At 68.7% G+C, this 12,676-nt stretch carries 13 protein-coding genes; 8 read left to right on the top strand and 5 right to left on the bottom strand.

Annotation, left to right across the window (positions count from 1 at the left end; all coding sequences use genetic code 11):
- Positions 1 to 32 precede the first annotated feature (32 nt).
- Positions 33 to 1,100, top strand: a complete 1,068-nt coding sequence (locus AC3A6Y_RS10665; protein ID WP_487869042.1) for an MBL fold metallo-hydrolase — start codon at positions 33 to 35, stop codon at positions 1,098 to 1,100.
- Positions 1,101 to 1,192: 92 nt separating this feature from the next.
- Positions 1,193 to 1,435 (top strand): type II toxin-antitoxin system Phd/YefM family antitoxin, encoded by a 243-nt coding sequence (locus tag AC3A6Y_RS10660; protein ID WP_487868194.1) that lies wholly within the window; start codon positions 1,193 to 1,195, stop codon positions 1,433 to 1,435.
- Between the two features lie 265 nt (positions 1,436 to 1,700).
- Here AC3A6Y_RS10660 and AC3A6Y_RS10655 read toward each other — a convergent pair whose 3' ends face one another.
- The 4 genes from AC3A6Y_RS10655 to AC3A6Y_RS10640 all read right to left on the bottom strand — a co-directional run bounded on the left by AC3A6Y_RS10655 (position 1,701) and on the right by AC3A6Y_RS10640 (position 6,199).
- Positions 1,701 to 1,892 carry a hypothetical protein gene (locus tag AC3A6Y_RS10655; RefSeq protein WP_487868193.1) on the bottom strand — a complete coding sequence of 64 codons (192 nt, stop codon included), beginning with the start codon at positions 1,890 to 1,892 and terminating at the stop codon, positions 1,701 to 1,703.
- Positions 1,893 to 1,904: 12 nt separating this feature from the next.
- The gene (gene parC, locus AC3A6Y_RS10650) at positions 1,905 to 4,289 is read right to left on the bottom strand and encodes a DNA topoisomerase IV subunit A (protein WP_487868192.1); all 2,385 of its coding nucleotides are present in this window, start codon (positions 4,287 to 4,289) and stop codon (positions 1,905 to 1,907) included.
- Between the two features lie 52 nt (positions 4,290 to 4,341).
- Entirely contained in the window at positions 4,342 to 5,103 is a 762-nt protein-coding gene (locus AC3A6Y_RS10645) for a sulfite exporter TauE/SafE family protein (protein WP_487868191.1), read from the bottom strand.
- A 172-nt stretch (positions 5,104 to 5,275) separates the two neighbouring features.
- Entirely contained in the window at positions 5,276 to 6,199 is a 924-nt protein-coding gene (locus AC3A6Y_RS10640) for a lytic transglycosylase domain-containing protein (RefSeq protein ID WP_487868190.1), read from the bottom strand.
- 88 nt (positions 6,200 to 6,287) lie between these two features.
- Between AC3A6Y_RS10640 and AC3A6Y_RS10635 the strand changes: the two genes are divergently transcribed.
- Both AC3A6Y_RS10635 and AC3A6Y_RS10630 read left to right on the top strand, forming a co-directional pair.
- Positions 6,288 to 7,004, top strand: a complete 717-nt coding sequence (locus AC3A6Y_RS10635) for an RNA polymerase sigma factor (RefSeq protein ID WP_487868189.1) — start codon at positions 6,288 to 6,290, stop codon at positions 7,002 to 7,004.
- Between the two features lie 40 nt (positions 7,005 to 7,044).
- Entirely contained in the window at positions 7,045 to 7,614 is a 570-nt protein-coding gene (locus AC3A6Y_RS10630) for a ferritin-like domain-containing protein (RefSeq protein ID WP_487868188.1), read from the top strand.
- A gap of 16 nt (positions 7,615 to 7,630) precedes the next feature.
- On the opposite strand, the gene AC3A6Y_RS10625 is transcribed toward AC3A6Y_RS10630, so the two are convergent.
- Entirely contained in the window at positions 7,631 to 9,607 is a 1,977-nt protein-coding gene (locus AC3A6Y_RS10625) for a DNA topoisomerase IV subunit B (RefSeq protein ID WP_487868187.1), read from the bottom strand.
- 154 nt (positions 9,608 to 9,761) lie between these two features.
- Here AC3A6Y_RS10625 and AC3A6Y_RS10620 point away from each other — a divergent pair, with 154 nt between their 5' ends.
- Genes AC3A6Y_RS10620 through dapA form a run of 4 tightly spaced genes read left to right on the top strand, consistent with a single transcriptional unit; the run spans position 9,762 to position 12,626 of the window.
- Positions 9,762 to 10,982 carry an MFS transporter gene (locus tag AC3A6Y_RS10620; RefSeq protein ID WP_487868186.1) on the top strand — a complete coding sequence of 407 codons (1,221 nt, stop codon included), beginning with the start codon at positions 9,762 to 9,764 and terminating at the stop codon, positions 10,980 to 10,982.
- A 6-nt stretch (positions 10,983 to 10,988) separates the two neighbouring features.
- On the top strand, positions 10,989 to 11,129 hold the full coding sequence (locus AC3A6Y_RS10615) for a hypothetical protein (RefSeq protein ID WP_487868185.1): 141 nt from the start codon (positions 10,989 to 10,991) through the stop codon (positions 11,127 to 11,129).
- Complete coding sequence (locus AC3A6Y_RS10610) at positions 11,130 to 11,675, top strand: class I SAM-dependent methyltransferase (protein ID WP_487868184.1); 546 nt, start codon at positions 11,130 to 11,132, stop codon at positions 11,673 to 11,675.
- 60 nt (positions 11,676 to 11,735) lie between these two features.
- Positions 11,736 to 12,626, top strand: a complete 891-nt coding sequence (dapA, locus tag AC3A6Y_RS10605) for a 4-hydroxy-tetrahydrodipicolinate synthase (protein WP_487868183.1) — start codon at positions 11,736 to 11,738, stop codon at positions 12,624 to 12,626.
- The last annotated feature ends 50 nt before the right edge of the window (positions 12,627 to 12,676 follow it).

Below are 12,676 nucleotides of genomic sequence, written 5' to 3'. Positions count from 1 at the left end.
GCTCCGTCTGCGCGCGCCTGCTGGGCCGCAGCATGGTGCTCGCCCTGTTCTGCGCCCTGGTGGCCGGCTGCGCCGCTACCGCCAGCAGCGCCTGCGAAACGGCCTACGCGGGCTCGCCGCAGTTCAAGAACTGCCTGTTCGAGAACGCGCCCAATCCGCAGGCCCTCCCCTCCGCCAGCCCGTGGAAGATCTGGTCACGCTTCCTGGTGGCCAGCAAGACCGACACGGTGCCGGTCGACCCGATTCCCGTGCGCACGCTGGACGCGGCGCAGCTCGAGGCGCTGGACCGCGATGCCAATCACGTCATCCGCCTCGGCCATTCCTCGCACCTGCTCAAGCTGCGCGGCAAGTACTGGCTGATCGACCCGGTGTTCGGCGAGCGCGCCTCGCCCTTCTCGTTCATCGGGCCGAAGCGCTTCCACAAGCCGCCGATCGCGTTGGAGCAGTTGCCGCCCATCGAGGGGCTGATCCTTTCGCACGACCATTACGACCACCTCGACGTGCCGACCATCGAGTACCTGGCGCAGCGCGTGAAGCGCTACTTCGTGCCGCTGGGCGTGCGCGCCCGCCTGCTGGAGATGGGCGTGCCGGCCGGGCACGTGGCCGAGTTCGACTGGTGGCAAGCCGCCGAGCACGACGGCGTGCGGCTCACCGCCGCGCCGGCCCAGCACTTCTCGGGCCGCACGCTGAACGACCGCAACAAGACCTTGTGGGCCTCCTGGATCGTCGAAAGCGGACGCGAGCGCATCTACTACAGCGGCGACTCGGGCTACTTCACCGGCTTCCGGCAGATCGGCGAGCGCTTCGGCGGCTTCGACCTGGCGCTGATCGAGAACGGCGCCTACGACCCCTACTGGCCTTCGGTGCACATGACGCCCGAGGAGAGCGTGCGCGCCTTCGAGGACTTGCGCGGCAAGGTGCTGTACGTGGTGCACAACAGCACCTTCGACCTCGCCTTCCACACCTGGCACGACCCGCTGGAGCGCATCGCGAAGCTGGCGCAGGCCAAGAAGATCGAGCTGGCGACGCCCGTGATCGGGGAGGTGCTGACGATCGGGCAGCCGAGGAGCAATGCGTTGTGGTGGGAAGGCCTGAGGTAATGCACTGGAATGACAAGAAAATAGGAATCTGGATCAGTGCTTGACGCAATGCGAGACCGGCCCTGTCAGCTGCATCGAAAAGGACCAAGCCCATGTCGATCCACACCGTTCCAAGCCGAGATTTCGCGCGCGATGTTGGCCACGCCAAGCGGCTGGCGGCCGAGGGCCCGGTATTCATCACCGACCGCGGAAGACCTGCTTTTGCGCTGCTGAAGATCGAGGACTACTACCAACTCAGCGGCGGCCAGCGCGAGCTCTCACTGTTGGAGCTGATGGAAAGCCTGCCGCCTACAGAGGGCATCGATTTCGATGCACCGCGCGTGCAGTCGAGCTGAAGCTTCCAGAGGAAAGCTGACGAATGTACGTGCTGGACACGAATGTCCTTTCGGAACTGCGACCAGGAAAGCCGCAAGCTTCGGCCACCGTGCGCGCCTGGGCCGCGACCATGTCGCACAGCCAATTCTTTTTGTCGGCTGTCGCGGTGGTCGAGCAGGAGATCGGGATCGTGCGGCTGGAACGATCCCTGGCATCAAGCTTTTCGACCCATGGGCGTACGAGGCATGACCTTGAGCTCTGGCTTGCCAGCGCGCAAGTTTCAGATCAGCGATCCCGATTCACTTTCCTGCGCTCGCGCGCCCGCCGCACCTGCCGGCTCTGCGCGGACTCCGCGGCCCGACGCTCCCGCTCGCGGCGCTTGTCTCGCACACGCCTGGACAACCAGCGCGCGAGCAGGAAGCTCGCGGCGCTGGTCACGATGAGGACGAAGATGCCGACCGGCCCGAAATCCATCATTCGAAGGCGTCCTCAGAGCACGCGCACGACGCCCGTCGGCTTGAAGCCCAGGTCCGCCGCCTTGCCCTTGCGCGCACGGCTGCCGCGCGCGTTGTTGAGCGTGCGGATCTCCAGCGTCTCCTCGCGTTCCTTGCCGCCGCGGCCGATGCCCTCGATCCGCACGCTGCGCGTGTAGGCAGCGGCGCCGGCCAGGGTGTCCTTGGCATCGAGGTCGATCAGCGTGAGCCCGCGGCCGCCCTTGGGCAGCGCCTTCATCTCGAGGATCTCGAAGGTCAGGATGCGCCCGCCCGTGGAGGCGCAGGCCACGTGGGTCGCCGCCGGCATGGGCTCGGCGCCGCTCGCGCCGCCGACCAGCGAGGGCCGGCACAACTGCTCGCCCTCGCCCACGTCGATGAAGGCCTTGCCGCCGCGCTGCCGCGAAATCATGTTCTCGACCGAGGCGATGAAGCCGTAGCCGCCCGTGTTGGCCAGCAGCAGCGCGGCCCCGCTCGGGCCCGCGAAGTAGTGCGCAGGATGCGTGCCGCTCTCCAGGTCGATCAGCGTGGTGATCGGCTGGCCGTCGCCGCGGCCGCCCGGCAGCGAGGCCACGGCCACGCTGTAGACGCGCACGCTCTTGTCCTTGGCCGTGCCGAAGACCAGCAGCGTGTCCACCGAGCGGCACTCGAAGGCGCCATAGAGCGCATCGCCGGACTTGAAGCTGTACTCGGGCGCGGCGGCGCCGGCGGCGCGCTCGCTGGCCCAGCCCTTCTGCGTGCGCACCCAGCCCTTCTGCGAGACGATCACCGTCACCGGCTCGTCGACCACGCGCACCTCGGCCACGGCGCGCTTCTCGGCCTGGATCAAAGTGCGGCGCGGGTCTTCGAAGCTCTTGGCGTCGGCCTCGATTTCCTTCACCAGCAGGCGGCGCAGCGCGGCCGGGGTCGCCAGGATGTCTTCGAGCTTCTTCTGTTCCTCGCGCAGGTTCTTGAGCTCCTGCTCGATCTTGATGGCCTCCAGCCGTGCCAGCTGGCGCAGCCGGATCTCGAGGATGTCTTCGGCCTGGCGCTCGCTGAGGTTGAAGCGCGCGATCAACGCGGCCTTCGGGTCCTCGGCGGCGCGGATGATCGCGATCACCTCGTCGATGTTGAGCAGCACCAGCTGCCGGCCCTCGAGGATGTGGATGCGGTCCTGCACCTTGCCGAGCCGGTGGCGCGAGCGCCGCTCGACGGTGATCTCGCGGAAGGCGATCCACTCGCCCAGCATCTGGCGCAGCGACTTCTGCGTCGGCTTGCCGTCGATGCCGACCATCGTGAGATTGATGGGTGCGGAGCTCTCGAGCGAGGTCTGCGCCAGCAGCGTGGTGATGAACTCCTCCTGGCTGATGCGCGAGGTCTTGGGCTCGAACACCAGGCGCACCGGCGCGTCCTTGCTGGACTCGTCGCGCACCACGTCGAGCACTGCGAGCACGGCCGCCTTGAGCTGGGTCTGCTCGGCCGTCAGCGCCTTCTTGCCGGCGCGGACCTTGGGGTTGGTGAGCTCCTCGATCTCCTCCAGCACCTTCTGCGTGCTGACGCCCGGGGGCAGCTCGTTGACCACCAGCTGCCACTGGCCGCGCGCGAGGTCCTCGATCTTCCAGCGCGCGCGCACCTTCAGGGAGCCGCGGCCCGTGCGGTAGGCCTCGGCGATTTCGGCCGGGCCGCTGATGATCTGGGCACCGCCGGGGTAGTCGGGCCCGGGCACCAGCGCGAACAGTTCCTCGTCGGAGAGCTTGCCGTTGGACTTGATCAGCGCCACGCAGGCGTCGGCCACCTCGCGCAGGTTGTGGCTGGGGATCTCGGTGGCCAGGCCGACCGCGATGCCGCTGGCGCCGTTGAGCAGCGTGAAAGGCAGCCGCGCAGGCAGGAGGCGCGGCTCCTCGGTGGAGCCGTCGTAGTTGGGAATGAAGTCGACGGTGCCCTCGTCGATCTCGTCGAGCAAGAGGCTGGTGATGCGCGACAGCCGCGCCTCGGTGTAGCGCATGGCCGCGGCACCGTCGCCGTCGCGGCTGCCGAAGTTGCCCTGTCCGTCGACCAGCGGATAGCGCTGCGAGAAGTCCTGCGCCATGCGCACCAGCGCGTCGTAGGCCGCCTGGTCGCCATGCGGATGGAAGCGGCCCAGCACGTCGCCGACCACGCGCGCGCTCTTGACGGGCTTGGCGCCCACGGTGCCGTTGGTGCCGCCGAAGCCCAGGCCCATGCGCGACATCGAATAGAGGATGCGCCGCTGCACCGGCTTCTGGCCGTCGCTGACATCCGGCAGCGCACGGCCCTTGACGACCGAAAGCGCGTATTCGAGGTAGGCGGTCTGTGCGTAATCGGCCAGCGTGAGGGCCCCGTCCTCTTCGGGGTTCTGGAAATCGAGGGTCGGTTGGGAATCCATGGGGAGAGACTTTGTGAGAGCGGCAAGTGTAGTGGCCGCGCCCCCCGCCCTCTCAGCGCATCAGCTCCCGCGCGACCATGTACAGGCCGAGCAGCGCCAGCCCCGCCAGGAAGCACCGCCTGAACAACGGCAGCGGCATGCGCACGCGCATCCACTGGCCGAAGGCCATCCCGGCCAGGGCCGGCAGCAGCATCGCCAGCGAGGCGCCGAGCAGCGGCGTGGAATAGCTGTCGCGCCCGGCCAGCGCCAGGGCCAGCGCGAGGGTCGAGGTGGTGAACGAGAGTCCCATCGCCTGGATCAGCGCGTCGCGCGGCAGCGACAAGGCCTGCAGGTAGACGACCGCGGGGAGCACGAAGACGCCGGTCATCGCCGTGATGCCGCCGGTGAGCGCACCGACCAGCGGGCCCAGCCATGGTTCGTGCCGCGCATCGAGCGCGAGCGGCCGTGCCAGCAACAACCACGCGGCGTACGCGAGGAGCGCGGTGCCGAGCGCCAGCCTCGCGGCTGCACCGTCCGGCGCACCGAAGAGCCAGGCGCCGAGCAGCGTGCCGGCGACGATGCCCAGCTGCATGCCGCCGAGGCGGCGGGCCAGGCGGCCCAGTCCGCGCCAGGGCTGCAGCTGCCACACATTGGTCACCAGCGAAGGAACGATCAGCAGCGCCGCGGCCGCGGCCGGCGACATCCACACGGCCAGCAGCGCCATCGACAGCGTGGGGAGACCGAGCCCGATGACGCCCTTGACCATGCCGGCCAGGATGAAGACGGCAGCGATGGCCGCCCAGATGGCGGCGCTCTCCGGGGCCAGCGCGCTCATGTGCGCCTCCGGCCGCTACGCAGGAATCCCACAGGAAAAAAAGATGGCTTGGGCATGTGCCCAGTCTCACCAAAGCCACGGCCGCGGGAAATGCGGAAGTCGCAAACCCCGCCTCAGGCGGTGCCTGAGGGCCGCAGTCGGGCCCCTGGTCGGCGCCACATGGCGGGCGCTCCTATGGCTTTTTCGAGATCCGATCCGACAGCTTCAGCGGCGCAGCATTTGCATCCGCTTCGGTCGCCTGCGGTGCCTCGGCCAGCGCCGACAACACGGGCATCGCACCCGATGGCGAAGGCATGTTCCCACGCCCCAGCGCCCCGCCGCGCGGTGCCGCCAGCTCCATGCGCACGCGGCCCGGCGCGTTGCCGCGGCCCGTGGCCACGGAGGGCTTCAGATAGGCATAGAGCTGCAGCACCGTCTTCACGTAGTTCTGCGTCTCGCGGTAGTTGGGGATCTTGTTGCCCGCGCGCTGCACCGCGCCCTCGCCTGCGTTGTAGGCCGCGAGCGCGAGCTCGATGTTGCCGGGGAACATCGCGATCAGGTCGCGCAGGTAGCGCGCGCCGGCGGCGATGTTGATGTGCGGATCGAAAAGCTTCTTCTCGATCGAGCCGCGCTTGTCGGCCCCGACGCCATAGCGCTGCGCGGTGGCCGGCATCAGCTGCATCAGGCCCATCGCGCCCTTGGGCGAGACGGCCTGCGCATCGAAGCCCGATTCGGTCGCGACCAGGGCCTGCAGCAGCTCGTAGTCGATGTCGTGGCGCTGCGCCGCTTCGCGCAGCGCCTTCTGCGCGGGCTTGTAGCTGGGGGATGCCTCGAACAGGGCGAGCAGCGACTGCGACGCGCGGGGCACCTGGCCATCGATGCGGCCCGCGCGACCGCGGGCCAGCGGGCCGACGCCCTGGGCCGTATCGAAGGCCTGGCCGCCGCGGAAGAAGAGCTGGTAGCGCTCGTCGATCTTTTCGGAGGCGAAGTGGGCCACGCCCTTGTCGTCGACATAGCCGAAGATGTCGGATGCGTGCGCAAGCGGCAGCCATGCGCACAGGGCCAGCAGCAGGAGCGGGAGCCGCCACCAGCGGCCGGAAGCGTGTCGGGAATTCATCGCCGGGCGCATTGTCGCCGACGCCCGCCGATTCCCATGCGGGAACAGGATGACAGCCCCATCCATCCAATGGGCAACAGGACGAACCATGCACACGCTCGATGAACTTCACGGGACGGATGAATTCACCCAATTGAGCGACGCCGAGCTCGCGGCGCGCGCAGCGCAAGGCGACGCGCTCGCGTTCCAGCAGATCATGCGGCGCCACAACCGGCTGCTGTTCCGCACTGGCCGCAGCATCCTGAAGGACGACGACGAGGCGCAGGACGCCCTGCAGGAGGCCTACCTGCGAGCCTGGCGCTCGCTCGGCACCTTCCGTGCCGAGGCGCGGCTGTCGACCTGGCTGGTGCGCATCGTGGCCAACGAAGCCCTCGGGCGGCTGCGGCGGCGTGCAAGCGCGCAGGTCATCGCTTTGGACATGGCCGCCGAAACGGCCGGTGTCCAGGAGGAAACGTCGATGCACACGGAGTCTGCAGAGCAACCGGAGGGCCACGCGATGCGCGGCGAGACGCGCAAGCTGATCGAGGCGGGCATCGATGCGCTGCCCGAGGTGTTTCGCACGGTCTTCGTGCTTCGCGCGGTCGAGGACATGAGCATCGAGGAAGTGGCTGCAGCGCTGGACATTCCCGAAGCCACCGTGCGCAGCCGCTTCTTCCGTGCGCGCGGCTTGCTGCGCGAGGCCCTGTCGCGCGAGATCGATGTCGCGATCGGCGACGCCTTCTCCTTCGCCGGCGCACGCTGCGACCGCATCGTCGCGGGCGTGATGGCCGTCATCGGCGGGGCACCGCCGGGCCGGCACGCCTGATCCTTTCCATCCACCCTCCACCCTTTTCAAGGAGACTTCCATGTCCTTCCTTCGGATGCCCACGCCCGTCGCGGCGCGACGCCTCTTCCTCGGCCGTTCCGGCCTCCTGCTCTCAGGAACGGCGATCGCGCTGCTTGCGGGGCAGGACGCGCTTGCGGCCAAGGCCGGGAGCGACGGACCCGGCGACGTGCAGATCCTCAACACGGCGCTCGGCTCGGAGTACGAGGCCATCGCGGCCTACCAGGTCGGCGCCGAAAGCAAGCTGCTCGACAAGCCGGTGCTCGACCTCGCAGTGACCTTCCAGGGCCACCACCGGGCGCATGCCGCGCTGCTCGCGGCCACGGTCGAAAAGCTCGGCGGCAAGGCCGTGAGCGCCAAGAGCAAGTACGACTTTCCGACGGCGCAGCTGAAGTCGCAAGCGGATGTTCTGCGCTTTGCCGCCAGGCTGGAGCAAGGCGCCGTCAGCGCCTACCTGGGCGCGGTGCCGCTGTTCGACGACCGCGCGCTCTCCAAGGCTGCGGCCAGCATCCTGGGCGACGAGGCGATGCACTGGGCGGTGCTGCGCCAAGCGCTCGGGGAGGCCCCCGTGCCGGCGGCCTTCATGGCCTGAGAGCTCGGGCGTCTTCTCAGACGTCGACTTCGACGTCGTCGCCGCGCAGCTCCATCAACTCGCGCCGCGCCGCGGCCTCGCCCTTGCCCATCAGCTTGGTGATCTCGCCCTGCGTGCCCAGCAGGTCGAAGCGGCCCAGGCGCACCTGCAGCAGGCGGCGCGTGTCGGGGTTGAGGGTGGTCTCCCAGAGCTGCTCGGCGCTCATCTCGCCCAGCCCCTTGAAGCGGCTGATGGTCCAGGCGCCCTCGCGCACGCCGTCCTTGCGCAGCTTGTCGAGGATGGCGGTGAGCTCGCCTTCGTCGAGCGCATACACCTTGGAGGCCGGCTTCTTGCCGCGCGCCGGCGCGTCGACGCGAAACAGCGGCGGCTTGGCCACGTACACGTTGCCGGTGTCGATGAGCTTGGGGAAGTGGCGGAAGAAGAGCGTGAGCAGCAGCACCTGGATGTGCGAGCCGTCCACGTCGGCGTCGGACAGGATGCAGATCTTGCCGTAGCGCAGGCCGGAGAGGTCGGGCGAGTCGTCCGGCCCGTGCGGGTCGACGCCGATGGCGACCGAGATGTCGTGGATCTCGGTGTTGGCGAACAGCCGGTCGCGCTCCACTTCCCAGGTGTTGAGCACCTTGCCGCGCAGCGGCAGGATGGCCTGGCTTTCCTTGTCGCGGCCCATCTTGGCGCTGCCGCCGGCCGAATCGCCCTCGACCAGGAAGACCTCGTTGTGGGCCGTGTCCTTGCTCTCGCAGTCGGTCAGCTTGCCGGGCAGCACGGCCACGCCGGAGCCCTTGCGCTTCTCGACCTTCTGGCCGGCGCGCTGGCGCGTCTGCGCGGCCTTGATGGCCAGCTCGGCCAGCTTGCGGCCATAGTCGACGTGCTGGTTGAGCCACAGCTCCAGCGCCGGCCGCACGAAGCTGGAGACCAGCCGCACCGCGTCGCGCGAATTGAGGCGTTCCTTGATCTGGCCCTGGAACTGCGGGTCGAGCACCTTGGCCGAGAGCACGTAGGAGGCCCGCGCGAACACGTCTTCGGGCAAGAGCTTCACGCCCTTGGGCAGGAGCGAATGCAGCTCGACGAAGCTCTTGACGGCGTTGAACAGGCCGTCGCGCAAGCCGCTTTCATGCGTGCCGCCGGCACTGGTGGGAATCAGGTTGACGTAGCTCTCGCGCACCGGCTGGCCCTCTTCGGTGAAGGCCACGCACCACTCGGCCCCCTCGCCTTCGGCGAAGTTGTCGGCGTTCTTGTCGGCATGGCCGGCACCTTCGAACAGCGGGATCACCGGGTCGGCGTTGAGCGTCTGCATGAGGTAGTCACGCAGGCCGCCCTTGTAGAGCCACTGCTGGGTCTCCTTGGTCTTCTCGACCACCAGCGTGACGGTCACGCCGGGCATCAGCACCGCCTTGCTGCGCAGCAGGTGGGTGAGCTCGTTGACCGGCAGCACGCCGGATTCGAAGTATTTCGGGTCGGGCCAGGCGCGCACCGTGGTGCCCTGCCGGCGCTCGCCGCTCTCGATCGAACGGACCTGGAGCGGCTCGGCCACGTCGCCGGCCGCGAACGCGATGCTCGCCGCCGAGCCTTCGCGGAAGGACTGCACCTCGAGCCGCTTCGACAGCGCATTGGTCACCGACACGCCCACGCCGTGCAGGCCGCCCGAGAAGCTGTAGGCGCCGCCGGCGCCCTTGTCGAACTTGCCGCCCGCGTGCAGGCGGGTGAAGACCAGCTCGACCACCGGCGCCTTCTCCTCGGGATGCAGGCCGAAGGGGATGCCGCGGCCGTCGTCCTCGATGCTGACCGAGGCGTCGGTGTGGAGCGTGACCTTGATCTTCTTGCCGTAGCCGGCCAGCGCCTCGTCGGCGGCGTTGTCCAGCACTTCCTGGATGATGTGCAGCGGGTTGTCGGTGCGGGTGTACATGCCCGGACGCTGCTTGACGGGCTCCAGGCCCTTGAGGACGCGGATCGAGCCTTCCGAATAGGCCGGGGGAGTCTTGCTGAGGGTCGCCATGGGGGTGGATTGTATGCGTGGGCCTGCCGAATACCTGGATGGACATACAGAGCGGCGCCGATGCGCAGGCCGCATCAACGCCGCACGTAAATATCAACAATGCGTGTCGCGGCCGTGGCCGGTGCGGCCTTTCGCTTTTGGCTAAAGTCGCCGGATGCGCGCTCAATCCCAGTCACTGTCGCTCAAGCAGGTCCTGTTCTGCGGCGCGATGATCGTCACCCTCTCGATGGGGATCCGCCACGGCTTCGGGCTGTGGCTGCAGCCCATCACGCAGGAGCAGGGCTGGACGCGCCAGAGCTTCTCGCTGGCAATCGCCATCCAGAACCTCTCCTGGGGCGTGATCGGCGTGTTCGCCGGCATGCTGGCCGACAAGCTGGGCGCCTTCCGCGTGCTGGTGGCGGGCGCCGTGCTCTACGCGATCGGCCTGGCGGGCATGGCGCTGTCGCCCACGCCGCTCATGTTCGCGCTGACGGCCGGCGTGCTGATCGGCGCGGCCCAGGCCGGCACCACCTACGCGGTGATCTACGGCGTGATCGGCCGGCAGATCCCGGTGGAGCGGCGATCCTGGGCCATGGGCGTGGCGGCCGCCGCCGGCTCCTTCGGGCAGTTCCTGATGGTGCCGGTGGAAGGCCAGCTGATCGCGGGCTTCGGCTGGCATACGGCCCTGCTGGTGCTGGCGCTGATGGTGCTGCTGATCGTGCCGCTCGCCTTCGGCCTGCGCGAGCCGCGTGTCGGCCATGCCGCCGTCGCCCACCGCGACCAGACCATCCTCCAGGCCGTGGGCGAGGCCTTCAAGTACCCCAGCTTCGTGCTGTTGATGGCGGGCTATTTCGTCTGCGGCTTCCAGTTGGCCTTCATCGGCGTTCACATGCCGAGCTACCTGCGCGACAAGGGGCTCTCGCCCGAAGTGGCGAGCTATGCGCTGGCGCTGGTCGGCCTGTTCAATGTGTTCGGCACCTATGTCGCGGGCTCGCTCGGGGCACGGCTGGCCAAGCGCAAGCTGCTGGCCGCGATCTACTTCAGCCGCGCGGCGGCCATCGCGATCTTCCTGGCGGCGCCGATCACGCCGCTGTCGGTGTACGTCTTCGCGAGCGTGATGGGCTTCCTGTGGCTGTCGACCGTGCCGCTCACCAGCGGCATCGTGGCCCAGATCTTCGGCGTGGCGCATCTCTCGATGCTGGGCGGCTTCGTGTTCCTCAGCCACCAGGTCGGCTCCTTCCTCGGCGTCTGGCTGGGCGGCTATCTCTACGACAGCACCGGCAGCTACGGCATCGTCTGGTACCTCGCGATCGCGCTGGGCGTGTTCGCGGCGCTGGTCAACCTGCCGGTCAAGGAAGGCGCGATCGTGCGCCGGCCGGCCCCTCAGCCGGCCTGAACCGCCATGCGCCCGGGCATCCGCCATCGCCTCGTGCACGCCGGCTGGCTGACCGCAGCGGTGCTGGTGCTGCTGGGCGTGTTCGGCCTCTACACCCGCCCCGCGTTGCTCGTGGCGCTGGTCGACCAGATCTGGGCCTGCTTCTGAGTGAGCCACGATCTCTCCCCCTCCCCCTGGGTCGTGCGCTGGTCGCACCTGCTCGCTCCCGGCGCCACCGTGCTGGACGTCGCCTGCGGCGCAGGCCGCCACATGGGCTGGTTCGCGCAGCGCGGGCACCCGGTGACCGGGGTCGACCGCGCACCGGAGGCGGTCGCCGCTTCGGCGCGCTTCGGCACGGCCCTGCGGGCCGACATCGAGGACGGCCCCTGGCCCTTCGCCGGCCAGGTCTTCGGCGCGGTGGTGGTGACCAACTACCTGTGGCGCGCGCGCCTGCCCGACATCGTGGCGGCCGTCGCGCCGGGCGGTGTGCTGCTCTACGAAACCTTCGCAGCCGGCAACGAGACCGTCGGCAAGCCCTCGCGCCCCGATTTCCTGCTGCAGCCCGGCGAGCTGCTGGCAGCCTGCGCGGGCCTTCGGGTGGTGGCGTACGAGGACGGATTCGTGGCCGAGCCGGAGCGCTTCGTGCAGCGGATCGCCGCCGTCCGTGAACCGCCCGAGCTTTCGGCTGGAAAACCAATGCGCTACCCCCTCTGAGGGGCCTTCCGGGCCAGTCAGTAGAATGGCTGCCTTTCCGCAACCGACAAAGAGACCCCCTTGGAGCAATTGACAGGCAGCATCGTCGCGCTCGTCACGCCGATGCATGACGACGGCAGCGTCGACTATCCCGCCTTGCGCCGGCTGATCGACTGGCACATCGACGAAGGCACCGATTGTCTGGGCGTGGTCGGCACCACCGGCGAGTCGCCGACGGTGAACGTCGAGGAGCATTGCGAGATCATCCGGGTTTCCGTCGAGCAGGCCCGGGGCCGCGTGCCCGTGATGGCCGGCTGCGGCGCCAATTCGACGCAAGAGGCGATCGAGCTCGCGAAATTCGCCAAGGGCGTGGGCGCCGATTCGCAGCTGCAGGTGGTGCCCTACTACAACAAGCCGACGCAGGAAGGCCAGTACCGGCACTTCAAGGCCATCGCCGAGGCCGTGGGCGACCTGCCCATCGTGCTCTACAACGTGCCCGGCCGCACGGTGGCCGATATGGCGCACGACACCGTGCTGCGCCTGGCACAAGTGCCCGGCATCGTCGGCATCAAGGAGGCCACGGGCAACATCGAGCGAGCCCAGTGGCTGATCAAGGAAGTCCCCAAGCACTTCGCCGTGTACTCCGGCGACGACCCGACCGCCGTCGCGCTGATGCTGTGCGGCGGCCAAGGCAACATCAGCGTCACGGCCAACGTGGCACCGCGCAAGATGCACGAGCTGTGCGTGGCGGCCATCGCCGGCGATGCCAAGCGCGCGATGCAGATCCAGTTCGAGCTGATGCCGCTGCACCGCCATCTGTTCGTGGAGCCCAATCCCATTCCCCTGAAGTGGGCGATGGCACGGCTGGGCCTTTGCGGCGGCGCGCTCCGGCTGCCGCTCACCGAGCTCGGCGAGGCCAGCCGGCCGGTGGTCGAATCCGCGCTGCGCGCCAGCGGTCTCCTCAAGAACTGATTCCATCTTTACCTGCCGTACACGAAGCCCGGCAACCTTTTTGCGGGGCC

It is taken from the genome of Variovorax sp. Soil_C_17 (assembly GCF_057657265.1).
This window is presented reverse-complemented; position numbering and strand designations above follow the sequence as displayed.